General features: G+C 47.0%; 4 protein-coding genes, 2 tRNA genes and 7 rRNA genes. 12 read left to right on the top strand and 1 reads right to left on the bottom strand.

The window, feature by feature from the left end; genetic code table 11:
• Nucleotide 1: 1 nt before the first annotated feature.
• From btuB to murI, 3 genes are read left to right on the top strand one after another with little or no spacing between them, the layout of a single operon-like run.
• Complete coding sequence (btuB, locus tag AC3CIA_RS15140; protein WP_054548338.1) at nt 2–1837, top strand: TonB-dependent vitamin B12 receptor; 1836 nt, start codon at nt 2–4, stop codon at nt 1835–1837.
• 48 nt (nt 1838–1885) lie between these two features.
• Entirely contained in the window at nt 1886–2551 is a 666-nt protein-coding gene (locus AC3CIA_RS15135; RefSeq protein WP_488518274.1) for a Dph6-related ATP pyrophosphatase, read from the top strand.
• A gap of 60 nt (nt 2552–2611) precedes the next feature.
• On the top strand, nt 2612–3418 hold the full coding sequence (gene murI, locus AC3CIA_RS15130) for a glutamate racemase (RefSeq protein WP_488518905.1): 807 nt from the start codon (nt 2612–2614) through the stop codon (nt 3416–3418).
• Here the strand turns inward: murI and AC3CIA_RS15125 are convergent.
• Nucleotides 3381–3833 carry an RNA recognition motif domain-containing protein gene (locus tag AC3CIA_RS15125; RefSeq protein ID WP_372287486.1) on the bottom strand — a complete coding sequence of 151 codons (453 nt, stop codon included), beginning with the start codon at nt 3831–3833 and terminating at the stop codon, nt 3381–3383. The genes murI and AC3CIA_RS15125 overlap by 38 nt on opposite strands.
• A 642-nt stretch (nt 3834–4475) precedes the next feature.
• Between AC3CIA_RS15125 and AC3CIA_RS15120 the strand changes: the two genes are divergently transcribed.
• From AC3CIA_RS15120 to AC3CIA_RS15080, 9 genes are all read left to right on the top strand, one after another.
• Nucleotides 4476–6030, top strand: a 16S ribosomal RNA gene (locus tag AC3CIA_RS15120).
• Between the two features lie 387 nt (nt 6031–6417).
• Nucleotides 6418–9311: ribosomal RNA gene (locus AC3CIA_RS15115) — 23S ribosomal RNA — on the top strand.
• 98 nt (nt 9312–9409) lie between these two features.
• A 5S ribosomal RNA gene (gene rrf / locus AC3CIA_RS15110) occupies nt 9410–9525 on the top strand.
• A 405-nt stretch (nt 9526–9930) separates the two neighbouring features.
• Nucleotides 9931–11485: ribosomal RNA gene (locus tag AC3CIA_RS15105) — 16S ribosomal RNA — on the top strand.
• Nucleotides 11486–11880: 395 nt separating this feature from the next.
• Nucleotides 11881–14774: ribosomal RNA gene (locus AC3CIA_RS15100) — 23S ribosomal RNA — on the top strand.
• A gap of 97 nt (nt 14775–14871) precedes the next feature.
• Nucleotides 14872–14987, top strand: a 5S ribosomal RNA gene (gene rrf / locus AC3CIA_RS15095).
• A gap of 397 nt (nt 14988–15384) precedes the next feature.
• Nucleotides 15385–16939 (top strand): 16S ribosomal RNA (locus AC3CIA_RS15090).
• Together the 16S, 23S and 5S rRNA genes with 2 tRNA genes alongside form the textbook arrangement of a ribosomal RNA operon.
• 67 nt (nt 16940–17006) lie before the next feature.
• Nucleotides 17007–17083 (top strand) — tRNA-Ile (locus AC3CIA_RS15085).
• A 21-nt stretch (nt 17084–17104) separates the two neighbouring features.
• Nucleotides 17105–17180: transfer RNA gene (locus tag AC3CIA_RS15080), tRNA-Ala, on the top strand.
• The last annotated feature ends 239 nt before the right edge of the window (nt 17181–17419 follow it).

Here is a 17419-nt window from a genome sequence, read left to right as displayed (position 1 = left end):
CATGAACAAATCCCTTTTAGCGGTTGCTGTAGCATCGCTGCTTTCACCTATCTCCAATTTACACGCCCAAGAAGCATCTACTGACGAAACCATGGTAGTAACGGCTAACCGTTTTGAGCAGTCTGCCACTGCGACATTAACTGATGTTGAAGTTGTTACTCGCCAAGATTTTCAAAGAACACAAGCTAAAACAATCCCAGAGGTGTTGAGAAGATTAACAGGGATCCAGATTACTCAAAATGGTGGTAGAGGACAGCTCGCTTCTATATTTGTTCGCGGAACAAGTTCTGATCAAGTCCTCGTTTTAGTTGATGGTGTTCGTTTTGCTCGTGCAGCAAAAGGTGCAGTAGATTTCAACCAGATCCCATTGAGTTATGTTCAGAGAATCGAGTATGTACGAGGAGCTAGAGCTTCTTTATACGGTTCTGAAGCAATTGGTGGTGTAATCAACATTATTACGATTGCTCGTGCGACGGATGAGTCAACAACATTGAGTGCTGGTTTGGGTAGCTTAGATTATCAAGAACTTAGTCTAGCATCCGGCGTTGCGACTTCTGAAAATGGTCAGTTAAACCTTGCTATTAGCCATGAGAGCGATGAAGGCTACAATGTTAAGCCCGTACCTGGCTTAAATGATGGCGACCGCCATGGCTTTGAAACGTTGAATGGTTTGATTGGTTATACTCATAAGTTGAATGAACAATTCAGTGTATTTGGTAATGTTCGTGCTTATGAGAATATTTACCAATATGACAATACATATAGTACACGTAGCTATATGGAGTCTGAAAAAGACGATTTATCAGTGTCTATTGGTGGTACTTATCAAGGCAGCCAATTACACTCTGAGATGCAAGCAACAGTACAAAGCCAAGATTCTTGGAATTATCAATTTGGTGAAAGCAAAACTTCTGGAACTCAAGACGAATTAGAACAAAACAATGTTCAGTGGGTCAATAGCTATAAATTGAACAAGAATGTTGTGTTAGCTGGTGGCGTTGATTGGCGCGATGAGTCATATGTAGATAAGAATGCGAATAAAACATTCGACCGTTCTAACTTGGCAGTATTCGGCCTATCTTCAGTCACTGTTGATTCTGCAACTTTAGAAGCAAGTGCAAGAGTCGATGACAATGAAGAATTTGGTACAGAAACGACATATAACGTCGGGGCTGGTTATCAATTTATTCCAGAATTTGGTATGAAAGCTTCATACGGTACAGCTTTTAAAGCTCCAAACCTTTACCAACAGTATGATCCGTCTTACGGAACTCAAGATCTTAAGCCAGAAGAGTCTGATGCGATTGAGGTGGGCTTCTATGGTCTAGTGAAAGACGTATATTGGACATTAACTGGATACGATTACAAGATCACCAATCTAATCGATTACCACCCAACAACATATAAGTACATCAACGTTGACGGTGAGACGCATATTCAAGGTGTAGAGCTGACTGCCGAGTTTGATACGGGCATTGTGCAACACCAGTTGAGTGCTGATTATAAAGATGCAGAAGGTGATGATGGTAAACAGCTGCAGCGACGAGCAAAAGAACTGTATAAGTGGAATGCATTGGTGGCATTTGACGTTGTCGATTGGTCTATAAGCTATCAATATGTAGGTAAGCGACCTGATGTTGATTACGGGACATGGCCATATAGTGATGTAACTCTCCCATCTTATTCATTGGTTGACACTGCTGTTAGCTATTATGCTAATGAGAACACTACGATCAGTGCTCGTGTTGATAACTTACTTGATGAAGACTACGAAACGGCTTTAGGGTACCCAGCCGCAGAGCGTGCTTACTACTTGAACGTAGCTTACCAATTCTAATTTACACCTAAACCGCCTCCGGGCGGTTTTTTCTTATTGGGTATATCAATGAAAAAGAAAGTCGTCATAAGTTGGTCGTCAGGTAAAGACTCGACATTAACGCTAGAGCGTCTACTTGAAAGCTCCGAATATGAAGTTGTCGCTCTATACACGACATATGTTGGAGATGAAGTTCCTTTCCAAGTGACTCCCATTGATGTGGTTGCCATGCAGGCGCAATTAGTCGGTTTGCCACTCATCACGATTGAGCTCCCGGAAGTGTTTCCTAGTAATGAGATTTATCAAAGTACCATTGTCTCCGCACTTAAAGGTTCTGGCTTATCAATCGATGCGGTCGCGTTTGGAGACATGTTTTGTAATGGCATTGCCGATTATCGAAGAAGCTATATAGAACCCACTGGTTGGGAGTGTGTGTTCCCTCTCATGGGAGAGAGCAGTCAGGCACTTGCGAGTGAAATAATAGACAGAGGAATCGAAACCTTTCTCGTCACGGTCGATAGCGATGCATTAGACATGAGCTATTGCGGGAAAAAATACACGCTTGAACTAATAGACAGTTTACCGAGTCATGTCGATCCATGTGGCGAAGATGGTGAGTTCCATACCTTAGTGATGTCAGCGCCATGCTTTAAAGGTAAGCTCAAGATAGATCTAGAAAATGTAGAGCAAGGTGAGCGCTTTGTTCATCAACGTTATCAAGCTTGCATTATATAGAGTGAGGATTGGCGAAAACTAAGCGAAGGAGTATCATTGCAGCGAAACTTATTATAGGTAATCGTTGTGTCGGATAGTCTACAAAAAAATATATTGGTCTTTGATTCTGGAGTGGGTGGCCTATCTGTATATAAGGAGATAAGCCAGTTACTACCGAATCATAACTATACTTATGTATTCGATAACGAGGCTTACCCATACGGTGAACTCGATCAACAAGTTCTTGTCCGCAGAGTCCAAAGTATCGTCGCTAGCTTTGTGGCTAGCCACGCTATTGATATCGTAGTAATAGCCTGCAATACCGCAAGTACGATTGTCTTACCTACACTGCGTGCTAATAATCTAATCCCAATTGTTGGCGTTGTTCCGGCAATCAAACCTGCATCCCTACTGGCCAATAAAGCGGTGGGTCTTATTGCTACTCCCGCAACGATTACTCGTGAATACACACACGAGCTCATCAAAAACTTCTCGAGTAATAAAAGAGTCGAACTGTTAGGTTCTACTCGGCTGGTGGATATGGCCGAAGATAAACTCAGGGGGGAGACGATTGACCTTGAAGAGCTGCAACTCATCCTTCAACCGATGATCAATACAATTGATGTAGCCGTTTTAGGATGCACACATTTCCCGCTGATAAAATCAGAGATTCAACAAGTCTTAGGTAAGAGTGTTTTATTGATTGATTCTGGTAAAGCGATTGCGAAGCGAGTTCAAGATTTATTGGATTTGGAAAGTAGTGATAAAGAAGTGGGAGTGCGTGAGGTTTTTTGTAGTGCACTTCCTAAGAAAGAAAGTGCACTAAATAGCATGTTAAAGCAGTTAGGATTTAGCTCAGTTCAGCTTCGTCCGTTTCTGGATGTTTAGGATCATTTGCAACTCGCACTTTTAAAGTTCGTTGCATGTAATCTTTATCGTTAAGTTCTGAAATAGCATGATTCACATCATTGCTAGCCATTACAACAAATCCAAAGCCTCTTCTTTTACCAGTACGTTTGTCTTTCATTAAGCGTACTGCAAATACCTCACCATACTCTGAGAATAATTCACGTACGTGTGACTCATTCGCTTTGTATGGAAGGTTACCTACATAAAGTGTTTTTGTTGATGCCTTAGGTTCTGAATCTGATTTTGAGTCGGTGCTTGAAAAGTTAACAACAAAAGCGGAAGTCAAGACACCAAGGATAAAGGTAATTGCAGGCGATATATCTACCTGAGAGAAAACAATGCCACCTAGAACAGCTAGTGCGACAATTAACAACATCGATTTTTTTGAGTTCATATCGGAATACTACATATTAATAAACGAAATAGACGCATCTACTCTTAACAAAATAGATACATGAATCTTACGTTCATGGTTTCCATTTTGCCAATGTATTGCTGTGATACGTCTCAAATGTTTAGTTTTTATTCGAAAAATGCGGATCTGGTGGCTTTTTAGGCGAACGAAACTTTTATTCAAAAAAGCCCTTGTGCTCTATGTCGATCTCTCTATAATGCCGCCTCACCGACACGGAGTGAGACGAAAGTCACACAGCGAAATCGGTAGAGAAAAAGGAGTTGAAAATAACCCTTGACTCTCTAAGTGGTGCAGGTATAGTACGCACCCCTAGCGACTGAGATGTAAATCACAAAACGCTAGCGCTCTTTAACAATTTAAACCTATCAATCTGTGTGGGCACTCGTTGATGAATATCAAAACGTTTTATCCTTTGGATAAAACAGTTACTTCGGTAACAAAATTGATTTCAATGAACTGAGTGACCAATACGTTTAACTACTTGTAGTTATTCGGCACAGTCAATTCATTACCATTCTGTTGGAATGGTAATAGCTTTAGAATTACATGTTCATCAATCTTTTTCGAAAGAGCGAATGAATATTAGTTTTGAAGTCAGTATTCGTTGAGTCACAAAATCTTAAATTGAAGAGTTTGATCATGGCTCAGATTGAACGCTGGCGGCAGGCCTAACACATGCAAGTCGAGCGGAAACGACACTAACAATCCTTCGGGTGCGTTAATGGGCGTCGAGCGGCGGACGGGTGAGTAATGCCTAGGAAATTGCCTTGATGTGGGGGATAACCATTGGAAACGATGGCTAATACCGCATAATGCCTACGGGCCAAAGAGGGGGACCTTCGGGCCTCTCGCGTCAAGATATGCCTAGGTGGGATTAGCTAGTTGGTGAGGTAATGGCTCACCAAGGCGACGATCCCTAGCTGGTCTGAGAGGATGATCAGCCACACTGGAACTGAGACACGGTCCAGACTCCTACGGGAGGCAGCAGTGGGGAATATTGCACAATGGGCGAAAGCCTGATGCAGCCATGCCGCGTGTATGAAGAAGGCCTTCGGGTTGTAAAGTACTTTCAGTTGTGAGGAAGGGTGTGTAGTTAATAGCTGCGCATCTTGACGTTAGCAACAGAAGAAGCACCGGCTAACTCCGTGCCAGCAGCCGCGGTAATACGGAGGGTGCGAGCGTTAATCGGAATTACTGGGCGTAAAGCGCATGCAGGTGGTTCATTAAGTCAGATGTGAAAGCCCGGGGCTCAACCTCGGAACTGCATTTGAAACTGGTGAACTAGAGTGCTGTAGAGGGGGGTAGAATTTCAGGTGTAGCGGTGAAATGCGTAGAGATCTGAAGGAATACCAGTGGCGAAGGCGGCCCCCTGGACAGACACTGACACTCAGATGCGAAAGCGTGGGGAGCAAACAGGATTAGATACCCTGGTAGTCCACGCCGTAAACGATGTCTACTTGGAGGTTGTGGCCTTGAGCCGTGGCTTTCGGAGCTAACGCGTTAAGTAGACCGCCTGGGGAGTACGGTCGCAAGATTAAAACTCAAATGAATTGACGGGGGCCCGCACAAGCGGTGGAGCATGTGGTTTAATTCGATGCAACGCGAAGAACCTTACCTACTCTTGACATCCAGAGAAGCCAGCGGAGACGCAGGTGTGCCTTCGGGAGCTCTGAGACAGGTGCTGCATGGCTGTCGTCAGCTCGTGTTGTGAAATGTTGGGTTAAGTCCCGCAACGAGCGCAACCCTTATCCTTGTTTGCCAGCGAGTAATGTCGGGAACTCCAGGGAGACTGCCGGTGATAAACCGGAGGAAGGTGGGGACGACGTCAAGTCATCATGGCCCTTACGAGTAGGGCTACACACGTGCTACAATGGCGCATACAGAGGGCAGCAAGCTAGCGATAGTGAGCGAATCCCAAAAAGTGCGTCGTAGTCCGGATTGGAGTCTGCAACTCGACTCCATGAAGTCGGAATCGCTAGTAATCGTGAATCAGAATGTCACGGTGAATACGTTCCCGGGCCTTGTACACACCGCCCGTCACACCATGGGAGTGGGCTGCAAAAGAAGTGGGTAGTTTAACCTTTCGGGGAGGACGCTCACCACTTTGTGGTTCATGACTGGGGTGAAGTCGTAACAAGGTAGCCCTAGGGGAACCTGGGGCTGGATCACCTCCTTATACGAAGATACTTACGATGAGTGTCCACACAGATTGATGGTTTAGATTTAGTTAAAGCCAGAGCTTTAATTAATAACGTAAGTTATTGATTAAAGCTTTTTGCTTTATGCTCTTTAACAATTTGGAAAGCTGACTGATTGATTACTTACGAGTAATTCAATCAAATTTAAAAGTTCTCAATGTTTATCTTTCATTAGATAAACACAACAAACACATTCAAGTGTCTTGTATTCGAATCAAATTTATTTGATTCACAATTGAGTCCGGCAAACAGTTATCAAGAATTAACCCTTCTTGATGACAACCAAAAACCTTGGTTAGTTGCCATACGCTTATTTGTCTTCACTTTTTAAGGTGAAAACAAATAGAAACCCTTTCGGGTTGTATGGTTAAGTGACTAAGCGTACACGGTGGATGCCTTGGCAGTCAGAGGCGATGAAAGGCGTAATAACTTGCGATAAGCCCAGATTAGGTAGTAATAACCTTTTGAGTCTGGGATTCCTGAATGGGGAAACCCACTTGCATAAGCAAGTATCCTGTTGTGAATACATAGCAACAGGAGGCAAACCGGGGGAACTGAAACATCTAAGTACCCCGAGGAAGAGAAATCAACCGAGATTCCGAAAGTAGCGGCGAGCGAAATTGGATTAGCCCTTAAGCTTTTAATGAGACAGACGAAGGCTCTGGAAAGTGCCGCAGTAAAGGGTGATAGCCCCGTAGTCGACATCTCATAATCAGTGAAAACGAGTAGGGCGGGACACGTGATATCCTGTCTGAATATGGGGGGACCATCCTCCAAGGCTAAATACTACTGACTGACCGATAGTGAACCAGTACCGTGAGGGAAAGGCGAAAAGAACCCCTGTGAGGGGAGTGAAATAGAACCTGAAACCGTGTACGTACAAGCAGTAGGAGCACCTTCGTGGTGTGACTGCGTACCTTTTGTATAATGGGTCAGCGACTTAATTTTAGTAGCAAGGTTAACCGTTTAGGGGAGCCGTAGGGAAACCGAGTCTTAACTGGGCGTACAGTTGCTAGGATTAGACCCGAAACCAGGTGATCTAGCCATGGGCAGGTTGAAGGTTGAGTAACATCAACTGGAGGACCGAACCGACTAATGTTGAAAAATTAGCGGATGACTTGTGGCTAGGGGTGAAAGGCCAATCAAACCTGGAGATAGCTGGTTCTCCCCGAAAGCTATTTAGGTAGCGCCTCGGACGAATACTACTGGGGGTAGAGCACTGTTAAGGCTAGGGGGTCATCCCGACTTACCAACCCTTTGCAAACTCCGAATACCAGTAAGTACTATCCGGGAGACACACGGCGGGTGCTAACGTCCGTCGTGGAGAGGGAAACAACCCAGACCGCCAGCTAAGGTCCCAAAGTATAGCTAAGTGGGAAACGATGTGGGAAGGCTCAGACAGCCAGGATGTTGGCTTAGAAGCAGCCATCATTTAAAGAAAGCGTAATAGCTCACTGGTCGAGTCGGCCTGCGCGGAAGATGTAACGGGGCTAAGCTATACACCGAAGCTGCGGCTACGTACCTTAGGGTGTGTGGGGTAGGGGAGCGTTCTGTAAGCCGTTGAAGGTGTGCTGTAAGGCATGCTGGAGGTATCAGAAGTGCGAATGCTGACATGAGTAACGATAAAGGGAGTGAAAAACTCCCTCGCCGGAAGACCAAGGGTTCCTGTCCAACGTTAATCGGGGCAGGGTAAGTCGACTCCTAAGGCGAGGCCGAAAGGCGTAGTCGATGGGAAACGGGTTAATATTCCCGTACTTCTTACAATTGCGATGGGGGGACGGAGAAGGCTAGGTGGGCCTGGCGACGGTTGTCCAGGTTCAAGTACGTAGGCGGAAAGTTTAGGTAAATCCGGACTTTTATTAACGCTGAGATACGATGTCGAGCTACTACGGTAGTGAAGTCATTGATGCCATGCTTCCAGGAAAAGCCTCTAAGCTTCAGATTGTAAGGAATCGTACCCCAAACCGACACAGGTGGTCGGGTAGAGAATACCAAGGCGCTTGAGAGAACTCGGGTGAAGGAACTAGGCAAAATGGTACCGTAACTTCGGGAGAAGGTACGCTCTTATCAGTGAAGTCCCTTGCGGATGGAGCAGACGAGAGTCGCAGATACCAGGTGGCTGCAACTGTTTATTAAAAACACAGCACTGTGCAAAATCGTAAGATGACGTATACGGTGTGACGCCTGCCCGGTGCCGGAAGGTTAATTGATGGGGTTAGACTTCGGTCGAAGCTCTTGATCGAAGCCCCGGTAAACGGCGGCCGTAACTATAACGGTCCTAAGGTAGCGAAATTCCTTGTCGGGTAAGTTCCGACCTGCACGAATGGCGTAATGATGGCCACGCTGTCTCCACCCGAGACTCAGTGAAATTGAAATCGCTGTGAAGATGCAGTGTACCCGCGGCTAGACGGAAAGACCCCGTGAACCTTTACTACAGCTTGGCACTGAACATTGAACCTACATGTGTAGGATAGGTGGGAGACTATGAAATTGCGTCGCTAGATGTGATGGAGTCGTCCTTGAAATACCACCCTTGTAGTTTTGATGTTCTAACGTTGGTCCCTGAATCGGGATTACGGACAGTGCCTGGTGGGTAGTTTGACTGGGGCGGTCTCCTCCCAAAGAGTAACGGAGGAGCACGAAGGTGGGCTAAACACGGTTGGACATCGTGTGGTTAGTGCAATGGCATAAGCCCGCTTGACTGCGAGAATGACAATTCGAGCAGGTGCGAAAGCAGGTCATAGTGATCCGGTGGTTCTGAATGGAAGGGCCATCGCTCAACGGATAAAAGGTACTCCGGGGATAACAGGCTGATACCGCCCAAGAGTTCATATCGACGGCGGTGTTTGGCACCTCGATGTCGGCTCATCACATCCTGGGGCTGAAGTCGGTCCCAAGGGTATGGCTGTTCGCCATTTAAAGTGGTACGCGAGCTGGGTTTAGAACGTCGTGAGACAGTTCGGTCCCTATCTGCCGTGGGCGTTGGAAAATTGAAAGGGGCTGCTCCTAGTACGAGAGGACCGGAGTGGACGAACCTCTGGTGTTCGGGTTGTCATGCCAATGGCATTGCCCGGTAGCTAAGTTCGGAATCGATAACCGCTGAAAGCATCTAAGCGGGAAGCGAGCCTTGAGATGAGTTTTCCCTGGCACTATAAGTGTCCTAAAGGGTTGTCGTAGACTACGACGTTGATAGGCAGGGTGTGTAAGTGCTGCGAGGCATTGAGCTAACCTGTACTAATTGCCCGTGAGGCTTAACCATACAACACCCAAGGGGTTTTGTGGACTCAGAAGTACCAGACCTTGAATGCGTTTGAAGAGAAATAACTTTTAGATAAGCTTTCCGAATTTTAAAATTTGCTTGGCGACCATAGCATTGTGGACCCACCTGATTCCATGCCGAACTCAGAAGTGAAACACAATAGCGCCGATGGTAGTGTGGGGTTTCCCCATGTGAGAGTAGGACATCGCCAGGCTTTAAATTCGACTTTGTCTATTTAATAGACAAGTCACCATAGAGTTCTAAGTTTCTTAGAGTTTTATGTTGACTTTCAAAGTGGAAAGCGTATTATACGCGTCCTGCTTAAGTGCTAAGGCACTGAAAGCAAAGCTCTTTAACAATTTAAACCTATCAATCTGTGTGGGCACTCGTTGATGAATATCAAAACGTTTTATCCTTTGGATAAAACAGTTACTTCGGTAACAAATTGATTTCAATGAACTGAGTGACCAATACGTTTAACGACTTTCTCTTGTAGAAAGAAATTATTCGGCACAGTCAATTCATTATCATTCTGTTGGAATGGTAATAGCTTTAAAATTACACTCTTTATTTATAAAGAATAGTTTTGAAGTCAGTATTCGTTGAGTCACAAAATCTTAAATTGAAGAGTTTGATCATGGCTCAGATTGAACGCTGGCGGCAGGCCTAACACATGCAAGTCGAGCGGAAACGACAACATTGAATCTTCGGAGGATTTGTTGGGCGTCGAGCGGCGGACGGGTGAGTAATGCCTAGGAAATTGCCTTGATGTGGGGGATAACCATTGGAAACGATGGCTAATACCGCATAATGCCTACGGGCCAAAGAGGGGGATCTTCGGACCTCTCGCGTCAAGATATGCCTAGGTGGGATTAGCTAGTTGGTGAGGTAATGGCTCACCAAGGCGACGATCCCTAGCTGGTCTGAGAGGATGATCAGCCACACTGGAACTGAGACACGGTCCAGACTCCTACGGGAGGCAGCAGTGGGGAATATTGCACAATGGGCGAAAGCCTGATGCAGCCATGCCGCGTGTATGAAGAAGGCCTTCGGGTTGTAAAGTACTTTCAGTTGTGAGGAAGGGTGTGTAGTTAATAGCTGCGCATCTTGACGTTAGCAACAGAAGAAGCACCGGCTAACTCCGTGCCAGCAGCCGCGGTAATACGGAGGGTGCGAGCGTTAATCGGAATTACTGGGCGTAAAGCGCATGCAGGTGGTTCATTAAGTCAGATGTGAAAGCCCGGGGCTCAACCTCGGAACTGCATTTGAAACTGGTGAACTAGAGTGCTGTAGAGGGGGGTAGAATTTCAGGTGTAGCGGTGAAATGCGTAGAGATCTGAAGGAATACCAGTGGCGAAGGCGGCCCCCTGGACAGACACTGACACTCAGATGCGAAAGCGTGGGGAGCAAACAGGATTAGATACCCTGGTAGTCCACGCCGTAAACGATGTCTACTTGGAGGTTGTGGCCTTGAGCCGTGGCTTTCGGAGCTAACGCGTTAAGTAGACCGCCTGGGGAGTACGGTCGCAAGATTAAAACTCAAATGAATTGACGGGGGCCCGCACAAGCGGTGGAGCATGTGGTTTAATTCGATGCAACGCGAAGAACCTTACCTACTCTTGACATCCAGAGAAGCCAGCGGAGACGCAGGTGTGCCTTCGGGAGCTCTGAGACAGGTGCTGCATGGCTGTCGTCAGCTCGTGTTGTGAAATGTTGGGTTAAGTCCCGCAACGAGCGCAACCCTTATCCTTGTTTGCCAGCGAGTAATGTCGGGAACTCCAGGGAGACTGCCGGTGATAAACCGGAGGAAGGTGGGGACGACGTCAAGTCATCATGGCCCTTACGAGTAGGGCTACACACGTGCTACAATGGCGCATACAGAGGGCAGCAAGCTAGCGATAGTGAGCGAATCCCAAAAAGTGCGTCGTAGTCCGGATTGGAGTCTGCAACTCGACTCCATGAAGTCGGAATCGCTAGTAATCGTGAATCAGAATGTCACGGTGAATACGTTCCCGGGCCTTGTACACACCGCCCGTCACACCATGGGAGTGGGCTGCAAAAGAAGTGGGTAGTTTAACCTTTCGGGGAGGACGCTCACCACTTTGTGGTTCATGACTGGGGTGAAGTCGTAACAAGGTAGCCCTAGGGGAACCTGGGGCTGGATCACCTCCTTATACGAAGATACTTACGATGAGTGTCCACACAGATTGATGGTTTAGATTTAGTTAAAGCCAGAGCTTTAATTAATAACGTAAGTTATTGATTAAAGCTTTTTGCTTTATGCTCTTTAACAATTTGGAAAGCTGACTGATTGATTACTTACGAGTAATTCAATCAAATTTAAAAGTTCTCAATGTTTATCTTTCATTAGATAAACACAACAAACACATTCAAGTGTCTTGTATTCGAATGATCAGAAATGATTGTTCATTTTTTGATTCTACTTTTTTTAAAAGTGGAAACAAAAAGTAAATTGAGTCCGGCAAACAGTCATCAAGAATTAACCCTTCTTGATGACAACCAAAAACCTTGGTTAGTTGCCATACGCTAAGACCCTTTCGGGTTGTATGGTTAAGTGACTAAGCGTACACGGTGGATGCCTTGGCAGTCAGAGGCGATGAAAGGCGTAATAACTTGCGATAAGCCCAGATTAGGTAGTAATAACCTTTTGAGTCTGGGATTCCTGAATGGGGAAACCCACTTGCATAAGCAAGTATCCTGTTGTGAATACATAGCAACAGGAGGCAAACCGGGGGAACTGAAACATCTAAGTACCCCGAGGAAGAGAAATCAACCGAGATTCCGAAAGTAGCGGCGAGCGAAATTGGATTAGCCCTTAAGCTTTTAATGAGACAGACGAAGGCTCTGGAAAGTGCCGCAGTAAAGGGTGATAGCCCCGTAGTCGACATCTCATAATCAGTGAAAACGAGTAGGGCGGGACACGTGATATCCTGTCTGAATATGGGGGGACCATCCTCCAAGGCTAAATACTACTGACTGACCGATAGTGAACCAGTACCGTGAGGGAAAGGCGAAAAGAACCCCTGTGAGGGGAGTGAAATAGAACCTGAAACCGTGTACGTACAAGCAGTAGGAGCACCTTCGTGGTGTGACTGCGTACCTTTTGTATAATGGGTCAGCGACTTAATTTTAGTAGCAAGGTTAACCGTTTAGGGGAGCCGTAGGGAAACCGAGTCTTAACTGGGCGTACAGTTGCTAGGATTAGACCCGAAACCAGGTGATCTAGCCATGGGCAGGTTGAAGGTTGAGTAACATCAACTGGAGGACCGAACCGACTAATGTTGAAAAATTAGCGGATGACTTGTGGCTAGGGGTGAAAGGCCAATCAAACCTGGAGATAGCTGGTTCTCCCCGAAAGCTATTTAGGTAGCGCCTCGGACGAATACTACTGGGGGTAGAGCACTGTTAAGGCTAGGGGGTCATCCCGACTTACCAACCCTTTGCAAACTCCGAATACCAGTAAGTACTATCCGGGAGACACACGGCGGGTGCTAACGTCCGTCGTGGAGAGGGAAACAACCCAGACCGCCAGCTAAGGTCCCAAAGTATAGCTAAGTGGGAAACGATGTGGGAAGGCTCAGACAGCCAGGATGTTGGCTTAGAAGCAGCCATCATTTAAAGAAAGCGTAATAGCTCACTGGTCGAGTCGGCCTGCGCGGAAGATGTAACGGGGCTAAGCTATACACCGAAGCTGCGGCTACGTACCTTAGGGTATGTGGGGTAGGGGAGCGTTCTGTAAGCCGTTGAAGGTGTGCTGTAAGGCATGCTGGAGGTATCAGAAGTGCGAATGCTGACATGAGTAACGATAAAGGGAGTGAAAAACTCCCTCGCCGGAAGACCAAGGGTTCCTGTCCAACGTTAATCGGGGCAGGGTAAGTCGACTCCTAAGGCGAGGCCGAAAGGCGTAGTCGATGGGAAACGGGTTAATATTCCCGTACTTCTTACAATTGCGATGGGGGGACGGAGAAGGCTAGGTGGGCCTGGCGACGGTTGTCCAGGTTCAAGTATGTAGGCGGGTGGTTTAGGTAAATCCGGACCACTACTAACGCTGAGATACGATGTCGAGCTACTACGGTAGTGAAGTCATTGATGCCATGCTTCCAGGAAAAGCCTCTAAGCTTCAGATTGTAAGGAATCGTACCCCAAACCGACACAGGTGGTCGGGTAGAGAATACCAAGGCGCTTGAGAGAACTCGGGTGAAGGAACTAGGCAAAATGGTACCGTAACTTCGGGAGAAGGTACGCTCTTATCAGTGAAGTCCCTTGCGGATGGAGCAGACGAGAGTCGCAGATACCAGGTGGCTGCAACTGTTTATTAAAAACACAGCACTGTGCAAAATCGTAAGATGACGTATACGGTGTGACGCCTGCCCGGTGCCGGAAGGTTAATTGATGGGGTTAGACTTCGGTCGAAGCTCTTGATCGAAGCCCCGGTAAACGGCGGCCGTAACTATAACGGTCCTAAGGTAGCGAAATTCCTTGTCGGGTAAGTTCCGACCTGCACGAATGGCGTAATGATGGCCACGCTGTCTCCACCCGAGACTCAGTGAAATTGAAATCGCTGTGAAGATGCAGTGTACCCGCGGCTAGACGGAAAGACCCCGTGAACCTTTACTACAGCTTGGCACTGAACATTGAACCTACATGTGTAGGATAGGTGGGAGACTATGAAATTGCGTCGCTAGATGTGATGGAGTCGTCCTTGAAATACCACCCTTGTAGTTTTGATGTTCTAACGTTGGTCCCTGAATCGGGATTACGGACAGTGCCTGGTGGGTAGTTTGACTGGGGCGGTCTCCTCCCAAAGAGTAACGGAGGAGCACGAAGGTGGGCTAAACACGGTTGGACATCGTGTGGTTAGTGCAATGGCATAAGCCCGCTTGACTGCGAGAATGACAATTCGAGCAGGTGCGAAAGCAGGTCATAGTGATCCGGTGGTTCTGAATGGAAGGGCCATCGCTCAACGGATAAAAGGTACTCCGGGGATAACAGGCTGATACCGCCCAAGAGTTCATATCGACGGCGGTGTTTGGCACCTCGATGTCGGCTCATCACATCCTGGGGCTGAAGTCGGTCCCAAGGGTATGGCTGTTCGCCATTTAAAGTGGTACGCGAGCTGGGTTTAGAACGTCGTGAGACAGTTCGGTCCCTATCTGCCGTGGGCGTTGGAAAATTGAAAGGGGCTGCTCCTAGTACGAGAGGACCGGAGTGGACGAACCTCTGGTGTTCGGGTTGTCATGCCAATGGCATTGCCCGGTAGCTAAGTTCGGAATCGATAACCGCTGAAAGCATCTAAGCGGGAAGCGAGCCTTGAGATGAGTTTTCCCTGGCACTATAAGTGCCCTAAAGGGTTGTCGTAGACTACGACGTTGATAGGCAGGGTGTGTAAGTGCTGCGAGGCATTGAGCTAACCTGTACTAATTGCCCGTGAGGCTTAACCATACAACACCCAAGGGGTTTTGTGGACTCAGATGTACCAGACCTTGAATGCGTTTGAAGAGAAATACTTTTAGATAAGCTTTCCGAATTTTAAAATTTGCTTGGCGACCATAGCATTGTGGACCCACCTGATTCCATGCCGAACTCAGAAGTGAAACACAATAGCGCCGATGGTAGTGTGGGGTTTCCCCATGTGAGAGTAGGACATCGCCAGGCTTTAATTTCGACTTTGTCTAGTTTCTAGACAAGTCACCATAGAGTTCTAAGTTTTCTTAGTATTTTATGTTGACTTTCAAAGTGGAAAGCGTATTATACGCGTCCTGCTTAAGTGCTAAGGCACTGAAAGCAAAGCTCTTTAACAATTTAAACCTATCAATCTGTGTGGGCACTCGTTGATGAATATCAAAACGTTTTATCCTTTGGATAAAACAGTTACTTCGGTAACAAAATTGATTTCAATGAACTGAGTGACCAATACAAAGTTAAGTTTACTTAATTTTGGCACAGTCAATTCATTACCATTCTGTTGGAATGGTAATAGCTTTAGAATTACATGTTCATGTTTACATGAATATTAGTTTTGAAGTCAGTATTCGTTGAGTCACAAAATCTTAAATTGAAGAGTTTGATCATGGCTCAGATTGAACGCTGGCGGCAGGCCTAACACATGCAAGTCGAGCGGAAACGACACTAACAATCCTTCGGGTGCGTTAATGGGCGTCGAGCGGCGGACGGGTGAGTAATGCCTAGGAAATTGCCTTGATGTGGGGGATAACCATTGGAAACGATGGCTAATACCGCATAATGCCTACGGGCCAAAGAGGGGGATCTTCGGACCTCTCGCGTCAAGATATGCCTAGGTGGGATTAGCTAGTTGGTGAGGTAATGGCTCACCAAGGCGACGATCCCTAGCTGGTCTGAGAGGATGATCAGCCACACTGGAACTGAGACACGGTCCAGACTCCTACGGGAGGCAGCAGTGGGGAATATTGCACAATGGGCGAAAGCCTGATGCAGCCATGCCGCGTGTATGAAGAAGGCCTTCGGGTTGTAAAGTACTTTCAGTTGTGAGGAAGGGTGTGTAGTTAATAGCTGCGCATCTTGACGTTAGCAACAGAAGAAGCACCGGCTAACTCCGTGCCAGCAGCCGCGGTAATACGGAGGGTGCGAGCGTTAATCGGAATTACTGGGCGTAAAGCGCATGCAGGTGGTTCATTAAGTCAGATGTGAAAGCCCGGGGCTCAACCTCGGAACTGCATTTGAAACTGGTGAACTAGAGTGCTGTAGAGGGGGGTAGAATTTCAGGTGTAGCGGTGAAATGCGTAGAGATCTGAAGGAATACCAGTGGCGAAGGCGGCCCCCTGGACAGACACTGACACTCAGATGCGAAAGCGTGGGGAGCAAACAGGATTAGATACCCTGGTAGTCCACGCCGTAAACGATGTCTACTTGGAGGTTGTGGCCTTGAGCCGTGGCTTTCGGAGCTAACGCGTTAAGTAGACCGCCTGGGGAGTACGGTCGCAAGATTAAAACTCAAATGAATTGACGGGGGCCCGCACAAGCGGTGGAGCATGTGGTTTAATTCGATGCAACGCGAAGAACCTTACCTACTCTTGACATCCAGAGAAGCCAGCGGAGACGCAGGTGTGCCTTCGGGAACTCTGAGACAGGTGCTGCATGGCTGTCGTCAGCTCGTGTTGTGAAATGTTGGGTTAAGTCCCGCAACGAGCGCAACCCTTATCCTTGTTTGCCAGCGAGTAATGTCGGGAACTCCAGGGAGACTGCCGGTGATAAACCGGAGGAAGGTGGGGACGACGTCAAGTCATCATGGCCCTTACGAGTAGGGCTACACACGTGCTACAATGGCGCATACAGAGGGCAGCAAGCTAGCGATAGTGAGCGAATCCCAAAAAGTGCGTCGTAGTCCGGATTGGAGTCTGCAACTCGACTCCATGAAGTCGGAATCGCTAGTAATCGTGAATCAGAATGTCACGGTGAATACGTTCCCGGGCCTTGTACACACCGCCCGTCACACCATGGGAGTGGGCTGCAAAAGAAGTGGGTAGTTTAACCTTTCGGGGAGGACGCTCACCACTTTGTGGTTCATGACTGGGGTGAAGTCGTAACAAGGTAGCCCTAGGGGAACCTGGGGCTGGATCACCTCCTTATACGAAGATATTTACGATGAGTGTCCACACAGATTGATTAGGTTTAGAAAGTAAAAGAGACGATATTGGGTCTGTAGCTCAGCTGGTTAGAGCGCTCGCCTGATAAGCGGGAGGTCGGTGGTTCGAGTCCACTCAGACCCACCAATATCGACTAGATACAAAGATGGGGCTATAGCTCAGCTGGGAGAGCGCCTGCCTTGCACGCAGGAGGTCTGCGGTTCGATCCCGCATAGCTCCACCATCTTTAAGTGTTTTTATCTGAAAATATTTAAAAATGGTTTCGAAAGAAATCTAGCTCTTTAACAATTTGGAAAGCTGACTGATTTGATTACTTACGAGTAATTCAATCAAATTTAAAAGTTCTCAATGTTTATCTTTCATTAGATAAACACAACAAACACATTCAAGTGTCTTGTATTCGAATCAATGTTTACATTGATTCACAATTGAGTCCGGCAAACAGTCATCAAGAATTAACCC

This window comes from Vibrio sp. QJM3NY_27, assembly GCF_057785955.1.
Note: the sequence above shows the minus strand (reverse complement) of the source record. Positions and strands in the feature narration are given on the sequence as shown.